At 68.5% G+C, this 20,010-nt stretch carries 18 protein-coding genes; 10 read left to right on the top strand and 8 right to left on the bottom strand.

Translation table 11 applies throughout. The features are described 5' to 3' along the window. Positions 1-2: 2 nt before the first annotated feature. Positions 3-689 (bottom strand): DUF1080 domain-containing protein, encoded by a 687-nt coding sequence (locus VFQ05_09885; protein HET9327071.1) that lies wholly within the window; start codon positions 687-689, stop codon positions 3-5. A 162-nt stretch (positions 690-851) separates the two neighbouring features. Between VFQ05_09885 and rocF the strand changes: the two genes are divergently transcribed. Together rocF and VFQ05_09875 are read left to right on the top strand one after the other, a co-directional pair. After that, the gene (gene rocF / locus VFQ05_09880; GenBank protein ID HET9327070.1) at positions 852-1,763 is read left to right on the top strand and encodes an arginase; all 912 of its coding nucleotides are present in this window, start codon (positions 852-854) and stop codon (positions 1,761-1,763) included. Beyond that, positions 1,763-2,725: a cytochrome C gene (locus VFQ05_09875; protein ID HET9327069.1), complete on the top strand. Its 963-nt coding sequence runs from the start codon at positions 1,763-1,765 to the stop codon at positions 2,723-2,725. The genes rocF and VFQ05_09875 overlap by 1 nt, the downstream gene beginning before the upstream one ends. On the opposite strand, the gene VFQ05_09870 is transcribed toward VFQ05_09875, so the two are convergent. From VFQ05_09870 to VFQ05_09855, 4 genes are all read right to left on the bottom strand, one after another. Then, the gene (locus VFQ05_09870) at positions 2,722-4,281 is read right to left on the bottom strand and encodes a hypothetical protein (GenBank protein ID HET9327068.1); all 1,560 of its coding nucleotides are present in this window, start codon (positions 4,279-4,281) and stop codon (positions 2,722-2,724) included. The genes VFQ05_09875 and VFQ05_09870 overlap by 4 nt on opposite strands. A 203-nt stretch (positions 4,282-4,484) precedes the next feature. Next, complete coding sequence (locus VFQ05_09865) at positions 4,485-4,856, bottom strand: hypothetical protein (protein HET9327067.1); 372 nt, start codon at positions 4,854-4,856, stop codon at positions 4,485-4,487. A 46-nt stretch (positions 4,857-4,902) separates the two neighbouring features. Further along, entirely contained in the window at positions 4,903-5,904 is a 1,002-nt protein-coding gene (locus VFQ05_09860) for a histone deacetylase (protein ID HET9327066.1), read from the bottom strand. Next, positions 5,901-6,533 (bottom strand): GAF domain-containing protein, encoded by a 633-nt coding sequence (locus VFQ05_09855; GenBank protein ID HET9327065.1) that lies wholly within the window; start codon positions 6,531-6,533, stop codon positions 5,901-5,903. The genes VFQ05_09860 and VFQ05_09855 overlap by 4 nt, the downstream gene beginning before the upstream one ends. 112 nt (positions 6,534-6,645) lie before the next feature. On the opposite strand from VFQ05_09855, the gene VFQ05_09850 reads away from it, so the two are divergent. Further along, positions 6,646-7,611, top strand: a complete 966-nt coding sequence (locus VFQ05_09850; protein ID HET9327064.1) for an MBL fold metallo-hydrolase — start codon at positions 6,646-6,648, stop codon at positions 7,609-7,611. A gap of 4 nt (positions 7,612-7,615) precedes the next feature. On the opposite strand, the gene VFQ05_09845 is transcribed toward VFQ05_09850, so the two are convergent. After that, the gene (locus tag VFQ05_09845; protein HET9327063.1) at positions 7,616-9,184 is read right to left on the bottom strand and encodes a hypothetical protein; all 1,569 of its coding nucleotides are present in this window, start codon (positions 9,182-9,184) and stop codon (positions 7,616-7,618) included. Positions 9,185-9,239: 55 nt separating this feature from the next. Here VFQ05_09845 and VFQ05_09840 point away from each other — a divergent pair, with 55 nt between their 5' ends. From VFQ05_09840 to VFQ05_09815, 6 genes are all read left to right on the top strand, one after another. Then, positions 9,240-9,854: an alpha/beta hydrolase gene (locus tag VFQ05_09840; GenBank protein HET9327062.1), complete on the top strand. Its 615-nt coding sequence runs from the start codon at positions 9,240-9,242 to the stop codon at positions 9,852-9,854. A 5-nt stretch (positions 9,855-9,859) separates the two neighbouring features. After that, complete coding sequence (locus VFQ05_09835) at positions 9,860-10,747, top strand: ABC transporter ATP-binding protein (protein ID HET9327061.1); 888 nt, start codon at positions 9,860-9,862, stop codon at positions 10,745-10,747. Positions 10,748-10,751: 4 nt separating this feature from the next. Beyond that, a complete protein-coding gene (locus VFQ05_09830; GenBank protein ID HET9327060.1) occupies positions 10,752-12,326 on the top strand; it encodes a hypothetical protein in 1,575 nt (524 codons plus the stop codon). Between the two features lie 263 nt (positions 12,327-12,589). Further along, positions 12,590-12,790 carry a cold-shock protein gene (locus VFQ05_09825; protein ID HET9327059.1) on the top strand — a complete coding sequence of 67 codons (201 nt, stop codon included), beginning with the start codon at positions 12,590-12,592 and terminating at the stop codon, positions 12,788-12,790. 146 nt (positions 12,791-12,936) lie between these two features. Next, positions 12,937-14,661 carry a HEAT repeat domain-containing protein gene (locus tag VFQ05_09820; GenBank protein ID HET9327058.1) on the top strand — a complete coding sequence of 575 codons (1,725 nt, stop codon included), beginning with the start codon at positions 12,937-12,939 and terminating at the stop codon, positions 14,659-14,661. Further along, a complete protein-coding gene (locus tag VFQ05_09815; protein HET9327057.1) occupies positions 14,658-16,118 on the top strand; it encodes an HD domain-containing phosphohydrolase in 1,461 nt (486 codons plus the stop codon). The genes VFQ05_09820 and VFQ05_09815 overlap by 4 nt, the downstream gene beginning before the upstream one ends. Before the next feature lie 126 nt (positions 16,119-16,244). Here the strand turns inward: VFQ05_09815 and VFQ05_09810 are convergent, their stop codons facing one another. Both VFQ05_09810 and VFQ05_09805 read right to left on the bottom strand, forming a co-directional pair. Continuing rightward, on the bottom strand, positions 16,245-16,736 hold the full coding sequence (locus tag VFQ05_09810) for a hypothetical protein (GenBank protein ID HET9327056.1): 492 nt from the start codon (positions 16,734-16,736) through the stop codon (positions 16,245-16,247). A 241-nt stretch (positions 16,737-16,977) separates the two neighbouring features. After that, positions 16,978-17,361, bottom strand: a complete 384-nt coding sequence (locus VFQ05_09805; protein HET9327055.1) for a hypothetical protein — start codon at positions 17,359-17,361, stop codon at positions 16,978-16,980. A 226-nt stretch (positions 17,362-17,587) separates the two neighbouring features. On the opposite strand from VFQ05_09805, the gene VFQ05_09800 reads away from it, so the two are divergent. Next, positions 17,588-20,010: protein kinase (locus VFQ05_09800; protein ID HET9327054.1), on the top strand; the 2,423-nt coding region annotated here is incomplete at its 3' end.

The raw sequence follows: 20,010 nt of genomic DNA, 5'->3' as shown, positions 1-20,010 counted from the left end.
ATCTAGTTCCCGGTCTCGGCCGACATTGCTCCCGGGCTCGATCCCAGCGAGGTGACCACGATGTTGTCGAAGTAGAGCGTGCACTCCGCCAGGCCCCCCGTATACGCGGCGAGCGCGATGCCGCCGTTCGAGCGCGTCTTTCTCGCGTCTTCCTTGTCGATCACCACCTGGCCGTTCACCCACACGCGGTAACGCTGGTTGCGCGCCTCGATGCGGAGGTGATGCCACTGGGCGTTGCCGTTGAGGACCCGGGCTTTGGCCATCGCCCATTCGCGCCGGTGGAGCAGCACGTCCTGATAGCCCGGTCCGCGGAGATCCACCGCGATCGCGGTCTGGCCTTCGAGTACCCGGATCGCGACGCCCTTGTCGGCGCCGCGCATGCCGCATACGTCGAGGTCGACTGCGTAGTTGGTCCACGTGTCGGAGCCCGTGTAGAGGAAGGACTTCTGCTGCTTCTCGTCGGGAAGGTCGCCGCGGAGGACGCCGCGGCGCACCGTCCAAGTACCCTCGCGGTCGGGCTTCCAGCCGTCGAGGTCGCCGTCCGAGAACTCGTCGGAGAACAGCACCTGCCCCGGCGGCGTCGCGGGCTTCGGCGAAGGAGGAGGAGCGACGTTGCGCTCCATGTCGCGACCCGCCCCGAGGAGGAGGACCGAGGCGCCTGCGAGCAAGACGTTCTGGGCGGCGTTCATGGGATTTGGAGCTTGGACCGGCATTCGGCCAGCGTCAATTCAACTGCATCGGCCAATTCGGTCGCTGACTTGAGGACATCGTCGCGCCGTGCGTGACCTTCGGAAGCACGGCCGCCGGCGGTTGCCGCTCTCCGGAAGCCGCTGCTAGACTCCGCGGCCCTCATGCGCAAGCACATCGAAATCATTGGCTGTCCGATCGATCTCGGCGCCGGCCGCCGCGGTGTGGACATGGGTCCTTCGGCGATTCGAATCGCCGATCTCGAGCCGCGTCTCGAGGCGCTCGGCCACCAGGTCGTCGACTTCGGCGACCTCGACGTGATGATTCCCGAGACCCAGCAGGTCGGTCAGGGCAAGCTGCGCTACAAGGAGCCGATCCTCAAGACCTGTGACGAGCTGCGCAAGGAAGTCGAGCGCAGCCTGGGCGAAGGCCGCATGCCGCTGGTCCTGGGCGGCGATCACAGCCTGGCGATCGGCTCGGTGGCCGGATCCACGAACTTCTACGCGCGCAAGGGCGAAGCTCTGGGCCTCATCTGGTTCGACGCGCACGGCGACGCCAACACCCCGGACACGACGCCATCGGGAAACATTCACGGCATGTCGCTGGCGGTGAGCTTCGGCCTCGGCGACCACGATCTCGTGAACCTTGGAGGTCGCGCGCCCAAGGTGCAGCCGCGCAACACCGTGCTGATCGGAATCCGCGACCTCGACCCCGGCGAGCGCGACATCCTCAAGCGCTCGGGGTGCACCGTCTACACCATGCGCGATCTCGACGAGAGAGGCATGCGTGACGTGGTGGACGAGGCGATCCGCCTCGCGAGCGATGGAACCGCCGCCATCCATCTCTCGTTCGACATGGACGTGGTCGATCCGGAGGACGCCCCGGGAACAGGGACTCCGGTATGGGGCGGCATCACCTACCGGGAGGCTCACCTGGCGATGGAGATGTTCAACGACCGCGCGACCATCGCGGCGATCGACGTGGTGGAAGTGAACCCCGTGCTCGACAACCAGAACATGACCGGCATCCTGGCCGCCGAGCTCCTCCAAGGGGTGCTTGGCAAGAGGATTCTCTGATGCTCAAGCGTGTGCTCCTCGGGTTCCTGGTGTTGGTGGTCGTGGTCTTCGCCGCGGCGGCGTTCTACGTCGCCTCACGGCAGAATCTGCGCTTCGACGCGCCTTATCCACGCCTGGCGTACACGTCCGACTCCGCGACGATCGCGCGCGGTCACTACATCGTCCGCGTGGCCGCGCCATGCGCAGCCTGTCACAGCGATCCCAAGCAAAGCGATGCCTACGTCCGCGGGGAGGACGTTCCGCTTTCGGGTGGTTGGAAGTTTGCGATCCCGCCTGGCAACTTCTACGTGCGTAACATCACGCCCGATCCGGAGACCGGGATTGGATCGTTTGGTGACTCCACCATCGCTCGCGCGCTCCGTCATGGCGTGGGTCACGACGGACGCGCGTTGCTGCCGTTCATGGAGATGCAGGGGCTTTCAGACGAGGACCTGGGCGCCGTCGTGGCCTATCTCAAGTCCCAGCCTCCGGTGCGCAACCCGGTTCCGAACCACGAATACAACCTGCTGGGCAAGGTGGTGAGGGCGACGGTGCTGGCCAACCCCGTTGGCCCGCGTTCGACGCCACCCGCGATCTCGCCGCGCGGTGCGACGGTCGAGAACGGGCGGTACCTCGTGGAATCGGTCACTCTGTGCGGAGGGTGCCACACGCAGCGGGACGTGAATACCGGAGCGTTCACCGGCCAGCCGCTCGCGGGCGCCACGGAGTTCAAGGATGAAATGGATCCGAGCCGCACGTGGTCGCCGCCCAACATCACGAGCGGTGGGCGGCTCGGCAACCTGAACGAGGACCAGTTCGTCGCGCGCTTCCGCGCTGGACGCGCCATCCCCGGATCGCCGATGCCCTGGCAGGCGTTCCAGAAGCTCGACGAGGACGACCTGCGCGCGATCTATCGGTTTCTCATGACTGTGCCGAAGTCCACGGCCGACGTGGGGCCGCCGTTCGTGAAGGCCAAGAGCTAGAGTTTGGGCCGGCGCGGAAGCGTCGAGATCATGCGACGCAGCGCCGAACGCAGGCGTGGATGCGCATCGAACCGGCCCACGAACTCCGATTCTCTGCGACCGCCCTTGGCCCGGATCACATCGACCAGCGAGCGTCGCTCGGCCTGGCTCCACCGGTCGACGCCTGCGAGCAGCGCCATCGGAGCCCAGCGGGTCCATGCCTGCTTCTCCTCGAGACTCCAGCTCGAGGCAGGGCCGGCGCCGATTCTCTGCGCGGCATCGATCGCGCACGTCTCGGCCGCCTCGGGATCGCTTCCGTAGCGCTCGGCGAGGAAGCGGCCGGCATGCAGGCCGACGTTCGCCAGAGGCAGCTCGCCGAGGACGTCGGAGCGCGGACGCCCGAGGTAGAGGTGCAGGTTGGCGCGTGCCAGACGCCGCAGCGTCGCGAGGCTCGAGCGGTGCGACGGGTCGCGGCGCATGCGCCGGAGCTCGTCCTTCATCAGGCGCAACGCCGAACGGTCGCGGGGCTGGAATCCCATCTTGCGATAGAACCACCACGCGCCGGACTCGAGCGCCTCGTCGTTCCCTTCGCCGAGCTGATACGGCACGATCGTGAAGGCGTCACATCCATAGAGCCAGCGCGTCATGGCCAGGACCCGCGCGTAGACGGCGCCAGCCTCGGCGCCGCGCCAGGTATCGAACACGTTGAAGGCGACCTCGGCGGATCCGAACAGCGCAGCGGTGAGCACATAGCCGATCGGCACGCCGTTCTTCAGCGTGAGATAGCCATAGACGGCCTCGAGCAACAGCCGGCGCTCGGGCTTCGTGCCGATGCAGGCGAACTCGAGCCCGCCGCCGAAGTCCACCATCCGCACGTCGGCCGGATCTCCGTTCGTGAACGCGTCGAGATCGCGACTGCGAGTCACCATGGCGGCGCGCGCCAGGTCGATCACCGGCTGCCCTTCGCGCGGGGTGAGCTCACGGACTCGGAGCGGGCGCATGCGGCTCCAGGCCGCCGGCGAGGGGCGATCATGGGACAGCTTGCGGCGCTGCCAGTGAGCCCGCGCTGCTTTGCGCTTCGCGGCGGTGCGCGAGGGGGTCGTGGCATCCGGAAGAAGGACGAGCGGTGGGTCGAGCTGGTCATAGAGCGTCTCTCGGGCCGCCTCGCTCATCGGTAAACGGCGAAAACGGCGCACCAGAAATGTCGCGTCGGTTTCTGCCGGGGCCTTGAGCCAGGCGAGCCACTCGCGCATCGGCATCTCGTATTCGTCGAGTGCGGGCACCTGCGACGGGTGGACCAGGTGCGGCAGCCAGGGCTCGAGCGCAGCGGCGTCGAATTGCGCCCAGTCGATGTGGAGGCGGTCGGGCCATCGCTCCGCGATCCAGTCCGCGGTCGGAGAGAAGAATCGAAAGTGGATCTCGGTGCCGGCGATGCCGCTGTCCTTCAACGCGCGCGCGTGGCGAAGGAGGTCCCGACGCCGTGCGAATCCCGAGAGCAGCCGTTCGACCAAGGCGAGGATGCGGCGGTTGTCGGGGTAGGCGCGCCAGAAGCACAGCAGCTCGTGAAGGCGGAGCACGTCGCGCGCTCGGGGTAGATCGGCGTGCTCGAATCGGCGGAGGAGATCGAGCCTGCGCGCAGCCTGTGCCGGTCCGAACTCGTGCTTCAGTGCTTCCGCATGATCCAGCAGCGCAATTGGAGAGCGCGGAGCCGCAGATTCAGGTCGGGCGGGTCTGGCGCGGCGTTTCATTCGGGGGCGGCCGGATGGGGGCGGGTCCGGCCCTAGCTTCCGCTGCCCGAGCGCGGGCGTTCGGTCTTGACCACGACCTTGTGGGCGACCGAGCGGCCTCCTTCGTCACGGTAGTACACCGTGACGCGGGAGTCCTTCTCGACGTCTCCCGTGCTCTTCATCTCGGCGTGTCGCGTGAACACCACGGTCCGGGGTTTCTTGCCGCGCTTCTCGACGGTCAGCGTGCTCTTGTCGAGCGCCGTCACCACGCCCGTGAACTGATGCATCCCGTTCGAGGCCTTGGCGCTCTTCGTCCCTGAGGTCGCCGCGTCCGCAGTGCGCAACGCCGGCGTGGCGATGCTGCCCGCGACGATGCCGAGCGCCACCGCGGCGCACGGCAGCCAATGCACTGGACCCTGCCTCATTCCTCCTCACCTCCCTTCCTCGCCTCGGGGGCAGAGCGTCGCGATGCTAGGAAGGCGACGTGTTCCTCGTCAAGGGTTCAGCGCGCATGTGTACGGCGTCGACAGGATCGTCCACGGCAGCGACAGCCGGACGCTTGCGGCGCGCGGTCCGCGCCTCCCGCCACACTCCGAGATGCGCTTCGATCGAGGCATCGTGGGGCCTCGAGTAGCCACCACCGAGCGTGATCGCCACCGGAAGCGCGCGCGTCTCACAGCACGCGAACACGCGAGCGTCACGCGCGCGCAATCCCGCGCGAGTCAGCGCGAGCTGGCCGAGCGCGTCCTCGGTGAGCGCGTCGACGCCGGCCTGATAGAAGACGAAGTCGGGCTCATGGTGATCGAGCGCCGCGGGCAGGTGGCGCTCGAGCGCCTCCAGATACGCTTCGTCACCGGTTCCGTTCCGGAGCCCGAGATCGAGCGAGCCGGCCATCTTGCGCGACGGATAGTTGCTCTCTCCGTGGATCGAGAATGTGAACACGCTCGGATCGCCGGCAAAGATCGCCGCGGTGCCGTTGCCTTGGTGCACGTCGAGATCGAGCACGAAGGGACGGCGCAGGCGCCCTTCGGCGCGCAGCGTCACGATCGCGACGGCGAGGTCGTTGAACAGGCAAAAGGCTTCGCCGCGATCGCGAAAGGCGTGATGGCTTCCCCCGGCGAGGTTGCCGGCCACGCCATGCACGAGCGCCGCCCGCGCGGCCGAGACGGTTCCGAAGACCGCGGCGCGCGCCCGCGCCACGAGTTGCGGGGACCATGGGATGCCCAGCCGGCGGATCTCCGCGTCGTCGAAGCGGCCTTCGAACACGCGCTCGACGTAATCCTGGTCGTGCGCCGCTTCCAGCCACTCGCGGGGCGCGAGGCGTGAGGCATGGACGTGTGCCAGGTCGAGAACGCCATCGGTGATCAGCCGCTCGACCAGCACCGCGTACTTGGCGATCGGCAGCCGGTGGTGCGCGGGCAGCGGCACGGTGAAGGCATGGCTGGTCCAGGCATACAGAGGCCGCGAAGTCATCGTGGAGGCCGTCGCACGCCGAGCTTCTTCATCCGCGACTGGAGCGTGGTGGGCTTCAATCCGAGGACCCGCGCGGCGCCGCGCGAGCCGCTCACCCGGCCTCCGGTCTGGACCAGCGCGCGCTCGATCGCCTCGCGCTCGATGTCACGCAGGGGACGCACGCCCTGATCGGCGGGGTAGGACGGCAGCGCCAGCGCCAGCAGCTCGGCCACCGCCGTGAGTCCTCGCATGTCCTCGTGTCCCAGAGCTCGGCGGGAGAACAGCGCGAACACCCCGACGCTGGCGCCGTCGCGCCGGAGCGGGAACGCGGCGAAGCCCCGGATGCCGTGAAGCTCGAGCCAGGAACGGTCGGCCAGCTCCAGCGCGTCGAGCCGGTCGTTGGCCACGTACGGCGTGGCCGTGGAGACCACCTTGCCGACTTCGCGAGCGCCGATCGGGAACCGGCGGTAGGGCCCATCCACACGGCTCGAGAGGCCCGCGCTGGTCACGAGATGGAGGCAGGTGGTGCGGTCTCGGCACTCGGACCGAAGCGCGCAGCTCGGGCAGATGTCGCCCGGCCGGAGCCTCCACACCCGTCCGAGGACTCCTCCGTAGGGAGCCATCAGGTCTTCGAGAAGATTTCGCGACATTTCGCGCCCTCCGTGGCGAGATTTCGTCGAAAAATGACCGAAGAAGCGACTGACGATATATCGTCAGTCAGCTCGTAAGTCAATGTCCTCCATACCTTCGAGCTCGTGCGCTATGCTCCGTGTCGTGCTCGACTTCGAAGACGGCGTCCATTGGATCGGCACCGACATCTTCGTGGATTCTCGGCGTTCGCGCGACCGCGGGATCGTGACCCACGCGCACAGCGACCACGTCGGGCGTCACAAGCGATGGGTCGCCTCGCCGGCGACCGCGGCCTTGTGCGCGCACCGATTTGGGGCCGTGGACCTCGAAGTCCATCCCTTCCACACCCCCTGGGACGAAGACGGCGCCCGTGTCACCCTGCTGCCGGCGGGACACATCCTCGGCTCCTCGATGGTGCTGGTCGAGCGCGGCGGCACGCGGGCTCTCTACACCGGCGACTTCAGGCTCGAGCCCTCCGCGACCGCCGAGCGGTGCGATCCGGTCCAGGCGGACGTGCTGGTGATGGAGTGCACGTTCGGAGACCCGCGCTATCGGTTCCCGGACCGGCTCGACGTGCTCGATCAGCTCTGCGCCTTCGTCGAGGAGACGCTCGCACGCGAGGCGGTCCCAGTTCTTCTCGCATATTCCCTCGGCAAGGCGCAGGAAGTCGCGCGGTTGCTCACCCAGCGCGACGTTCGAGTGTGGCTGCCCGATCAAGCGTGGTCGATGCTCGGGGTCTACCGTGAGTTCGGTCACGAGTTCCCCGGCTGCGAGCGCTTCGAGAAGACCGTCCCGCGGAACGGTGTCCTGATCGTTCCGCCGGGTCCCAAGACGCGCGAACTCCTTCGTTCCTTTCGCCGGCGGCGGACCGCGGCGGTCACCGGCTGGGCCATGGATCGCTGGAGGCTGCCGCGCTGCGACGCCGCGTTTCCAATCAGCGACCACGCCGACTTCGACGAGCTGATCGAGCTGATTCGCCGCGTCGAGCCGCGAAAGATCTACACCCTGCACGGCCCGGACCGCTTCGCCGCGCGGCTCCGCAGGCTGGGGCACGACGCCGAGCCCGCATCGCTCGCCACTCAGGGCAGTCTGTTCTGAGCGCTCATCGCTTGCCCACCCGCGCCAGCACGAGCATCGGGCTGCGCGCCAGGATCTCGAGCGGCGCGGGCGCCGCGGCGCGAGCCACCTCGGACTGACGCCGCGGCGTGAAGGCGACGTAGGTCCATCCGTCCTCGCCGCGCAGCTCGCGGAGTCCGGACACGAGGCTCCGCGGAAAGGCCAGCGGACGCTCGAGCCTCATTCGCAGCGACACCGGCGGCGGCTCCAGAACCAGCAGCCGCGCGGCGGGCGCCGACACCTGGTTCATCGCGCTCGCCACGGGTCCGGCGCTCAGGCGGTCCTCCAGCGCCGGAAGGACTTTCCATGCCGCGAGCGGCGTCCCTGCGGCAACGACCAGCGTGATGAGCGCCGGCACGGCGCGCACGCGTCCGATGAAGGAAGCGAGCGCCGGAGCCCACGAGACGAGGAACAGGAACGCCGCCATCAATCGGAGCTCGGGAGCTCCGAGCTCCAGGCGGCGGGCGATCCACGCGAGCATCAACGCCGCCACCGTGCCCGACCCGGCGATCAGCCATGATGCCTGCGCCGTCGCGCGCGCGGCCAAAGCTTCGCCCGTGAAGACGCGATCGAGCAGCGCGCCGGTCAGCATCGCTGCCGCTGGAAGCGCGGGCAGGATGGCCGGGATGGGCGCGGCCGGCGCGAAGAGAAGCGGAACCAGGGTTGTCAGCAACGTCACCGTCAGCAGGTCGGTGACCCGGTTGGTGGCGAAGTCGGAGCCGCCTTCGCCGGTCCAGCGGTAGAGCGCCGCGGCTGGGAGGAGAGCGCTCCACGGAAAGAAGCCCACGACCATGAAGCCGATCGCGCGCGCCGGTGCCACGTACCACGGCGACCCCGGCTCGCCGCCGTAGGGAAACGCGGGCAGCGCGAGCGCGAACGGCGCACCGTGACGCTCCAGCATCGCGCCGTACCATGGAAGCCCCCATCCGACGACGAAGAGGAATCCAGCGAGGGCGCCGAGACTCGGGCCCTTCTCCGCGATCCGATGGCGTCGCGCGTGGAGCACAACCGCCGCCAGCGGCCAGAAAGCCGGAAAGGGCCCGGCCACGACCAGGAGGATCGCCATCAGGGCGTAGGATGCGAGGCGGGCTCGCGACGGATGCCCCAACGCAACCTTCGCAAGGCCGGCCCACGCGAGCCATCCCAGCAGCGTGGCAAAGAGCTGGGTGCCGTCCGACCGCGATGCGACCGGCAGCGCGAGCGACGTGGCCAGGACCACGCCGGCAATGGCGCCCGCGCGCGCTCCGAGGTGGCGCGCGCCGATCCAGGCGGTGAGGACCACGAGCGCGACCGCGAGCGCCGCTTTCACGGCGCGCGGTCCGGCGGGCGAGTCCGGCGTCAGGGACGCGGCGGCAATTTCGAGCCCGTAGGCCAGCAGCGGCTTTTCGAAGCGCGGCACGCCGCCGAGCGAGGGCGTCAGCAGCTCGCGCCGCTGGACCAGATCACGCGCGATCCACGCGTCTCGTGCCTCGCGAGCGTCCATCCAATCGATCCGGCCGAGCCCCACGAAGAGGCCCGCCAGCGAGAGAACGCCGAGGACCAGGAGGGCGCGCACGGCCGCAGGGTATCAGAGGTGCGCGCGACCGGTCCCAGTCCGCTAAGCTGCGCCGGTGCGATACGTCCACCGTTACGTTCCAGCCCCCGGCGGCCAGCTCGAGCCGCGCACACTGCTGCTGCTCCACGGCACCGGGGGCAACGAGCTCGATCTGCTCCCGCTCGGGCCGATGCTCGATCCGTACGCGGCGCTGCTCAGCCCGCGGGGAGACGTTCTCGAGAACGGCATGCCGCGTTTCTTCCGTCGCATCCGCGAGGGCGTATTCGACGAAGAGGACGTGAAGCTCCGCGCCAGGGCCCTGTCGGAATTCGTCGCCGAGGCGCGCGCGGAGTACGGCCTCGGCCAGGTGACGGCGGCGGGGTTCAGCAACGGCGCCAACATCGCGAGCGCGGTCATGCTGCTTCATCCCGCCACTCTGGCCGGAGGTGTGCTGCTGGCGCCGATGGTCCCGATCGAGCCGGATCCGCTGCCCGACCTCACCGGTACGCCGGTGTTCCTCGGCGCCGGGCGCAGCGATCCGCTGGTTTCGGTGACCGAGGCCGAGCGGCTCGCCGCGTTGCTCACTCGCGCCGGCGCGGACGTCACGCTCCACTGGCATCCCGGCGGGCACTCGATCGACCGCGGGGTGGTGACCGCGGCGCACGACTGGCTCGCGGCGCGCGTGGGCTGAGCCGGGTGCTCGAGCTTACGATCCAGTCCGTCTCCAAGCGGTATCGTGGAGACGTACTCGCGCTGTCCGACTTCAGTCTCGACGTGGGGCCTGGCGTCCTGGGCCTTCTCGGTCCGAACGGAGCCGGGAAGTCGACGCTGATGCGCATCGTGGCCACCGTGACCCGGCCCAGCTCCGGCCGTGTGTCGTGGAACGGCAGGGACACCGCGCGCGACCCCGACGCGATTCGGCGCGTGCTCGGGTACCTGCCGCAGGACTTCGGCGTGTATCCCAACCTCACGGCCCGAGAGTTCCTCGAATACCTCGCGGCCGTGAAAGGGATTCCGGCCCGTGCCGCGCGCGCACGGATCGAAGAGCTGCTGCAGCTCGTGCATCTCCTCGACGCGGCGAACCGCCGGCTCGGCGATTTCTCGGGCGGAATGCGCCAGCGTGTGGGGATCGCCCAGGCATTGCTCAACGACCCGAGGCTGCTCATCGTCGACGAGCCCACCGGCGGCCTGGATCCCGAGGAGCGCGTGCGCTTCCGCAACCTGCTGGCGGAGCTGGCGGGCGAGCGCGTCGTGGTCCTCTCGACACACATCGTCAGCGACGTCGAAGCCTCGGCGACGCGCATCGCGCTGATCGCGTCGGGCCGTCTCATCGAGCACACCACGCCCGAAGCGCTGCTCGCCGCCGCTCAGGGAAGCTGCTGGGAGTGGGTGGTTCCGAGCGCGCGCTTCGAGGAGATCAAGCACTCGCACCTGGTGAGCAGCACCGCTCGGCGCGGCGACGGCGTTCACGTGCGCGTGGTGTCGGACCAGCGTCCCTCGCCGGAGGCCACGCCGGCCACACCGGCTCTCGAAGACGCCTACCTTCGCAGCCTCGCCATGCACCGCGCGGCGCTCGCTCGATGACCCCATGAGTCCCGCTCGCGCGCTGCTGGGTATCGCCCGCGCGGACTTCCTCGAGCGCAGTCGGCGGCCCGCCTTCCTGGTGACCATGGGCATCACGCTCTACGCCGCTTACGTCTTCCTTCCGCCGAACCATGCGCCCTACGCCACCATGCAGTTCGGCGGCCATCGCGGGATCTACAACTCGGCTTGGGTGGGCAGCGTGGTCTCGCTGCTCACCTCGATCTTCCTGTCGATGGTCGGCTTCTATGTGGTGAAGAACGCCGTGACCGGCGATCGCCGCTCTCGCGTCGGCGCGATCCTCGCCGGCACGCCGGTGCCGAAGCTCGTCTACGTCGTCGGAAAGAGCTTGAGCAACCTGGCGATCCTGGTCTCGATCGTCCTTCTGCTGATGGTCGGCGCGGGTGTCATGCAGTGGATCCGCGGCGAGGATCCCAGGATTGCGCCGCTCCCGCTGATCACTCCATTTCTCCTCGGGACGATCCCGATCATGGCGGTGGTGGCGGCGCTCGCGGTGCTGTTCGAGGTGGTACCCGTCCTGCGCGGAGGCATGGGGAACGTCGCGTGGTTCATCCTGTGGAGCTTCGGATTGGTCCAGGGCACGATGCGCGGCGCTTCGTTCGATCTGCTCGGGGTCTCGCTCTTCACGCCCAGCATGATCGCGGCGTGCAAGCGAGCATTTCCCGATTACGACGCCGAAAAGGGAGACATGAGCCTTGGACTCACCTTCAAGGCTTCGGGCAACTGGGATCTCACCACGTATCGCTGGGAAGGAATGGAATGGACCAGCGGCATGGTGGCGGCCCGCCTGTCGTGGCTCCTTCTGGCATTCGCCATCTGCATGATGGCCGCCTGGGTTTTCGATCGATTCGACACCGCCGAGTCCCCCGTGAAGCCGGGGCGCCGGCGGCTCGGAATGGCCCCCGCGATCCCCGCGCCTTCGGCGCCCATGGCCGAACGCAGAACACGACTGACTCCGTTCGAAGGAGCGCTGGACCTGAGCCTTCTCCCTCTGGTCCTGGCCGAGCTCAAGCTCATGCTTCGGGGCGTCCCGAGAGCCGGGCTCGTCGTGGCCGCAGGGTTGTTCGCGGCATCGCTGCTCGCGCCACTGGGAGCAGTGGCTCGCGGCATCCTTCCCGCGCTGTGGATCCTGCCGCTGTTCCTGTGGTCATCGCTCGGCAACCGCGAGGCGGTTCACGGCGTGGAAGGGTTGCTGCGCGCGGCGCCGAGCCCAATCGTGCGACCGGTGCTCGCGCAATGGGCCGCCGGCGCCCTCTTGGCGCTCGCGATCTCGCTCGGCGGGCTCATCCGCTGGGCGGTGGCGGGGGATCTCGTAGCCATCTACGGCTCGGTCGCCGGAGCCCTGTTCGTCCCTGCGCTCGCCACGGCGCTGGGCTCCTGGAGCCGCGGCTCGAAGCTCTTCGAGGTGATCTACCTGCTCCTCTGGTATGCGGGTCCGCTGAATCGAGCGCCCGGTCTGGACTTCACCGGCGCCGAAACGACGCCGATGGCGGCCTCGATCTGGACCATGCTCGGGGGCGCGTGCCTGGCCGCTGCGATCGCGGCGCGTCAACGTCGCTGAAGATTCGACGCGGCAGTTGATTGCATGCGTTCAGGTTGCGCGACGCCAATTCTGCCTTGCGTTTCGGGGAGCACTGGCCGATATTCCCTGCGACTTCGGTTGTCTGTGGTACCGGCTGTCCAATGCATGCCGCCAGCGACAACTGGCGGCTGTTTCTATGTTCGGCCGCACGGCACCGAGGATCGGTCACGCCGACCGGGCGGGCCGCCACGCGGAAGGCGGCGTTGGAGGGTCGCAAGACCCAAGAGGTAAGGAGTAGTTCAGTGGCACTCGGTACCGTGAAGTGGTTCAACGAGGCGAAGGGTTTTGGATTCATTTCCCAAGAGGGTGGGGAAGATGTCTTCGTGCACTTCTCCGCCATCCAGATGGACGGGTTCAAGACGCTCGCCGAAGGTGATCGGGTCGAGTTCGAGGTGACTCGCGGCCCGAAAGGTCTGCAGGCGAGCAACGTCCGACGGGCATAGTCCCCGGGAACCACATCACGTCAAAGGGCGGCACGGCAACGTGCCGCCCTTTCGTCTTCCCCGCCGGGATGGCGCCTCAAGACCCCTCGTCAGGGTGCCGAAACCGGAATCGATCCCCAGGCTTTGGTCCTTGGATGGATTCCGGAATGAACACCGAAGCCCACTCGGAGAAGGAAGCTGCCGCCCGCGAACCGGATGACGCCATCACCCGGCTGGTGGGAGCGTGGGTGAATCAGCTGGGGCGGACGCTCAAGACCTGCCGGCTCTACGACGGCAACAACCCCACCGTCATCCGCTTCCGCGAAGATCTCTACGCCTCGCTCGGCCGTCTGCTCGAGGAGCACGGCGCCTTCACGCTCAAGTTCTCGCCCGAGGACGTTCTCTTCGAGGAGCATTCGCTCTATCCCGCGCGCTCCCGTGACGACAACCTCGCGCTGCCCTTCCACCGGGACGGGATCCGCGGCCTGACCTTCTCGCCCGGGATCGAGGAGCGGGAGGTCGACGTCCTGCTCGATTCCGTGCTTCAGGTCTCCGGCCAGAACTTCGGTCAGGACGACCTCGTCACGCTCCTGTGGGAAGCCGGACTCGATCACCTCGACGTCGACTACGTGCCGTCGGATGGCGACATCGGCGGTGGCGAAGTGCCGGGATCGGAGGCGGCGGCCACGGTGCCATGGCCCCAGGGCGGTCTCGAGCCGGAAGCCAGCGAGGAGCCGGAGGCCACGCCGGTGGCGGTCGAGAGCGACGAGCCCGGAACCCGTTCGGACGACTGGACCACGGGCGAGCTGACGGTCGAGATCGAGGCCGGCTTCGCGGAGCTCGACGCCATGTCGGCCTGGGAGGTGGAGCGATTCAATCGCGAGTTCGCCGCGGAGCACGAGGTGTCGCCGACCACGACCGCGCTGGCGATCATCCGCGCCGCCTTGTCCTCCGAGGTGACGCCGGACGACCGTGTGGAGATCCAGCAGTTCACCCCGCGCCTGCTTCGCCTCGCGCTGTCGAAAGGCGCGTGGCTCGAAGCGCGTGAGGCGATCGCGTTGCTGCGCGGAGACGGCGGGGTGGCTCTGGCGAATCTGGTGCAGGAGATGCTGCAGCCGATCTCGATCGGCACCACCGTGGAGCATCTCGACCAGCAGGAAACGCAATCGATGCTGGATTTCATCGAGTTCGCCAAGGCGCTCGGCGATCCCGGAATCGACCTGCTGACGGGAGTGCTCGGCGAGAGCCAGCAGCGGCGCAACCGGCGGCTGTTGGCCGAGGCGATCGCGGGACTCTGCCGCGAGAACCCCGAGCGCCTGGCGCCGTACCTCATGGATCGGCGCTGGTACGTGGTGCGAAACGTCGTGCACATCCTGGGCTGGATCGGCGGCAACCCGATCGTCGGCATGCTGCGCACCGCGCTCAAGCACCCCGAACCGAGGGTGCGCTACGAGGTGGTGGCGGCCCTCGGCCAGGTGGAGCCGCCGGTCGCGCGCCCGGTGCTGCTCAAGCTGCTCGACAACGCTGACACCCGGCTCTTCTGCGCGGTGCTGCATCAGCTCTCCGTCGAGCGCGACGCTTCGGTGGCGCGGCTGCTGCTGGCTCATCTCCAGGATCCCAACTTCGAGACCCGGTCCGCCGATGAGAGGCGGGCCGTGTACTCCACGCTCGGCGCCGTGGGTGGCGACGAATCGGTGCCGACGCTCGAAGCCGAGCTGCTCAAGGGCAATTGGTTCGCCCGCGGCCAGGAAGCGCATCGTCAGGCGGTGGCCCGAGTGCTGGCGCGGATCGGCAGCGACGAGGCGCGCATGGTGCTCCAGCGCGGCGCTTTGTCGAAGCGGGGTCCGGTGCGGAAGGCGTGCGAGGATGCCTTGTCGGGGCTGGGCGGATGAGCGTGGATCCCGGACTGCGCTCGCCCGAAGGCGGCGAGGGGACGGCGAGCGCACAGCTCGGCCTGAAGCTGCTGGTGCGTCTCAACGCGCTCCTGCGGACGGCCCGCACGCACGATGTCACCAACCAGGCATTCAGGCGCCAGCTCAAGGAATTCCTCGAGGTCATCACCCAGCTCGTGGAGGAGGACCAGGAGGACGAAGTCACGCTGGTCGCGGTCGCGGACTACTTCTATCTGAACGGCGTTCGCATCAAGGCGCAGCCGTCGATGCTGAGCGTCTACCACTCGGTGATGTCCGAGTTCGAGCGCCGCGAGCTCGGCGGGCTCCGATTCCTGCCCGACGTGCACGAGGCGGAGCTCGAGAGGTTCTTCCAGCTGTTCGTCGCCGCCGACGAGACCTCGATCGCCGACCGCCTGGTGGAGATGGTGCGCGAAGCGAACATCCATGGCGTGATCCCGGTGCCGGCGGTGGAGCTGGACGCCGACGACCTCACCCGCGATCTCGAGGACCGCAAGGAGAGCACCGAGCGTGGGCGGGCGAAGCGCGTGTTCTGGCGCGCCGTGCTCGGCACACGCAAGATCGTGTTGCGCGCTCATCAGACTGGCCGCCCCGATCTGCGTCAGGCGAAGCGCCTGGTCCAGCCCGTGGTCGACAACATCATGCGCCACGAATACTCGGTCGTCGGGCTGACCGCGATGCGCGATCACGACGAGTACACCTACGCCCATTGCGTGAACGTGAGCGTGCTGTCGATCGGCATGGGGCAGGCGCTCGGCCAGTCGCGTCAGGTGCTGGCGGATCTGGGCGTGGCGGCACTGCTCCACGACATCGGCAAGATCGCCGTTCCAGGGGACGTGCTGCGCAAGCCGGCGAAGCTGTCCAACGACGAGTGGAACATGGTCAAGCGCCACCCGATCGAAGGCGTCAAGATGATCTGCCGCATGCCCGGGCTCACTCCGCTCACACTGGACGCGCTGCGCGTGTGCCTCGAGCACCACATGAACTTCGATCGCAGCGGTTATCCGCAGATCGATCTGGACTGGGGGCAGGCCACACTGAGCCGCGTGGTGGCGGTGGCCGACTGCTTCGACGCCATCACCGCGCACCGTGCCTATCACCGCCGTCCGCGGACCCCGTTCGAGGCCCTGCAGTACATGCTGGGGCCGAGCCGCGTCACGTTCGACCCCGCGGTCCTCTGGGCGCTGGTGAAGACGGTCGGTCTCTACCCGGCCGGCTCGGTGATGCAGACCGACACGGGACACCTGGTGCTCTCGCTGAGTCCGAATCCGGAGGACGTGAGGCGACCGATGTGCCGCGTGCTGGTCAACCCCGACGGCAGCTCGGCGCCCGAAGAGAATGCCGAGCTATGGAGTCCAATGCCCGAGGACCGTCATGTGGTCCGCGTGCTGAAGCCCGAGGAGCACTCCTTCGCGACCAGCGAATACCTGGCGGCCTGAAGCCCTAGGGGATCAAGCGAACGGGCGGCGTCTTCCGACGCCGCCCGCCGCATTTCGGGTGGGACCCGCTGCGCAACCTGGACGCTCCCCGTCTCCGGCCACGCCACCACGGGTGCCCACCACAACTCACTCGTCACATAGGTGCTCGTCGCCCCAGTATTCCCCGCCGCAATCCGGGCAGGAGTGCAGGTCGACCGACTCGTATCCGTACGGAGCCTCGACGACCTGGATCACGTGCTCGTGCGGGTGACGCCGAAGATGGACGTCATACATCTCGAGCGAAGCAAACCCGCGGTCGCAGTAGGAGTCCCAGTAGACGAATCCATAGGGCGCCGCGTTGGAGAGCGTCGCTCCCAGGAAGAGCCCGCCGAGAAATCCCGCGATCACGGGCCCACGCTCGGAACGCCACACCGTGTACCGCGCGTAGGGCGCGTGACGAACGACCCGAACCGAGCGGTATACCGGCCGCCGCTCCACGACGACACGCCGCTCCACCACACGGCCCTTGTACCGGCGGTGCCGCTTCTTGGCCTCCGCCAGCGGCGCGACGGTCCCGAGGACGACAGCCGCCATCACGGCGATCGTCACCAGGCGCTGGAATCTCGATCGGAACGACATGAGCTCGACCTCCATCCCCGGCAAGGAGCTGTTCGGTCAGGGTTCAACGCAGGGGACGTGCCATTCGAGAGGGGCTCGGGGAACGCCGGAACCGCTTGATTTGCAGCGTTTCGAGCCGGGCCGCGGCTCTGAATTGTGGCGCAGGTGCCACACGCCGCATCGACCCTGAAACGCCACGGCCGGCCCGGGGTAATCCGGACCGGCCGGCTTGGACCGGCCCTCGAAGGGCCTGGTCAACTCCTCAGTTGCTGGTGACGGTGTGCGTGCTGCTCCCGTTGTTGGTCCAGGTCACCACTCCGCCTGGGCCTACGGTCACCGTCGTGGGATTGAAGGCGTTGTCGGTGATGCTCACGGAAGCGCTGGCTGCGCCTCCGGTGGCCACGATCACTGAACCGGTCATCGCGCTGTGGAACTTGCAGTGATAGTTGTAGGTCGTGAGCGTGGCCGGCATGGTGTGCGCGTAAACCCCGCCGTTCACGAGGTTCTGTGAGTTGAGCTCGAGGGTGCCGCCGCCCGATGGCGGACGGTTCGGCTCATCGTCATCGCCACACCCCACGGAGAGCAACGCGACGAGGACGAAAACTGCGGCGGAGAGCAGCCGCCTGGATTTGGCGCTCTGAAGCATGGGACCCTCCCGTCAGACACACGATGGTGGCTCGGAACACTTTGGATTATCCGACAACGAGGCCGGGTTCGATCGGGTTCATTCCCTAGATCGCCTTCCACCGGCTCTCGAGTCCGGGGCTTCGCGCGGGTAGCTCCGCGGCCCAGAGGGAGTTGCCGCGGTCGGACCGGGGTGTAGACTCTGGCCGCGCATCCTCGGATCCACCGATCGCCCTCTCTCGGAAACGATGATCGAACGCTTCGCAGGTCGATTCCTGCTGCTCAGACGTCTCGGGACCGGCGGCATGGGCGAGGTCTTTCTGGCCCGTGACACCACGACCGGCCTCGAGTGCGCGCTGAAGCGGTTGCACGTGCAGGAAGCCGACCTGGCGGACAGCGTGCGCCGCGAGTTCCAGGCGCTCACCCGAGTGCGCCACCCGTCGATCGTGGCGGTGCACGAGTTCGGCGTTTCGCCCGATGGGGTTCCCTACTACACCATGGAATACGTGCCCGGATTGCCTTCCCACCGGGCTCTTGCCTCCGACGATCGCGCCGCCATCTTCTACGTCGCGGCGCGCGTTGCTCACGGGCTCGAGGTCCTGCACGCGGCCAATGTGGTGCACGGCGACCTCAAGCCCGAGAACCTGATCGTGCTCCCCGGCGATCGGCCCGGCGCGCTGCCTCGCGAAGTGAAGCTCGTCGATTTCGGACTCGCCACGCTGATCGGACGCACCGGGCAGAGCCATGCGGGAACCGCCGGCTTCGCGGCTCCGGAGATCGTTGCGGGGCAGACGCCCAGTCCGTCGAACGACCTGTACGGCCTCGGGGCGACGCTTTATGCCCTGCTCGCCCGCCGTCCACCGTTCGGGGGCGAGACCGTGGATGCGGTGCTGCGGCGCCAGCGCGAGAGTGCGCCGTCGACCGGACCGCTCGAAGCGGCCGGAGCTCCCGGAGCGCTCATCCAGCTCATCTACCGACTGATGGCCGCGTCGCCCGCGGAGCGGCCACGCGACGCCCGCGAAGTCCGCCGAGCGCTGGAGGCCATGCACCCTGCGGCGCGCCGGCCGCTGGCAGAGCGCATCGAGGTCGAGTCGATCGCCGGCCGAGAGTCCGAGCTGACCCGATTCGAGAGCTGGTGGAGCCGAACGCCGCTGCGCCCGAGGCTGATCGTTCTCTCCGGTGTGGCGGGTGCGGGGAAGTCGGCGCTGCTCACCGAGCTCGCCCATCGCGCGACGCTCGCGGGGCGGCCGGTGTTCCATCTCTCGAGCGCAGCATTCGAGGAGCCGCGCGCGACGGCGATGACGCTGCTGCGCCGGCTGGCCCTCCAGGCCGGCGCCGACGCCGACGCCACGCTCGGGCTCCGTGACGCCACGAGTGCCAACGTCGAGACCTGGACCGAAGCAGCGTCGGGATGGATCGCCACCCTGTCCCGCGCCGGCAGCCCTGTCGTGCTGATCGATGACGCCGAGCGGCTCGATGAGTGGTCGCGCGCCTGGGTGCGCCGCCTGATCTCGCGACCCGAGCCATCCACGGTGGCGTGGCTGTGGGCCAGACGCCGCGCCGATCGCGTGCCCGAGGACGAGGCGATGATGGTGGCCACCGGTCTCGCGGAGCGCATCGAACTGCCGCCGCTCTCGCGCGAAGGACTCGCCCGTCTCGCCGCGGTTCGGCTCGGCGACACGCTTCCTCCATCGCTCGAGCACGATCTCTGGTCCCGGAGCGGGGGACATCCCGGACTGGCCGTCGAGCTCCTGCGTCGCGCGGTGGCGGCAGGGGCGGTCGTCGAAGACGAAGCCGGAATGCGCGTCGATGAAGACGCGCTCTCGAAAGTGGGCGCGCCGGCGGACTACGAGGAATCACTGCTCGCCCGCTGCGCGGCGCTCGAGCCCAGGGCGCGGATGCTCGCGGAGGCGCTCGCGGTGTGGAGGGCTGCGCTGTCGGCCGATGAGATCGCCCGACTCCTTCCTGAGGCCGGCGCGGATGCGATCGAGTCGGTGATCGACTCAGGGCTGGCGACGCGGCAGGTCTCCGGAGCCATTCAGCTCTGGCCGCCGCTCCTCGCCGATCGACTGGCTGAGGAGATCCCGAACGAGCGTCGCCGCGAGCTTCACCGGATGGCGCTCGGCCTGACTGAACTCAGCCGGCTCCAGCGCTTCCATCACCTGCGCGGCGCGGGGGAGGCGCGAGCCGCGCTCGACGAAGCCGCCCTGGTGCTGGAGGAAGGCCCCGACACCGAAGTCGCGCGTCTCGCGGCGAGCCTCGCCGAGGCCGAGGTTCCGGACGCCGCGGCGGAATGGCACGAGCGCGCGGCCAGGCAATTCATGGAGCGCAGGCTGTTCGTGCCCGCGGCGCATCATCTGCGTCGCGCGCTCGAGCTGGAGCCTTCTGGGCCGAGACGCGCCGATCGCTGGGTGATGCTGTGCCGCGCAGCGCAGAGAACCGGACAGCCGGATGAGGTCTTCCGGATCGTCGAGACGGCGAGCCGGGAAAGCCTGCCGCCAGGCGCGCGGGCTCGAATGCTCGCCGATGAGTCGATGGCGAGATTGAGCGCGGGTCAGCGACCTGAAGCGCGGGAGCGCGCACTGGAGGCGCTGGCCTTGGCGGAGGCATCCAAGGAGCCGGAAGCCGAGGGTGTCGCCGCGCAGACGCTCGGCTATCTGGACTACGAGGC

Source organism: Candidatus Eisenbacteria bacterium, assembly GCA_035712145.1.
GTDB lineage: Bacteria > Eisenbacteria > RBG-16-71-46 > RBG-16-71-46 > RBG-16-71-46 > DASTBI01.
This window is presented reverse-complemented; position numbering and strand designations above follow the sequence as displayed.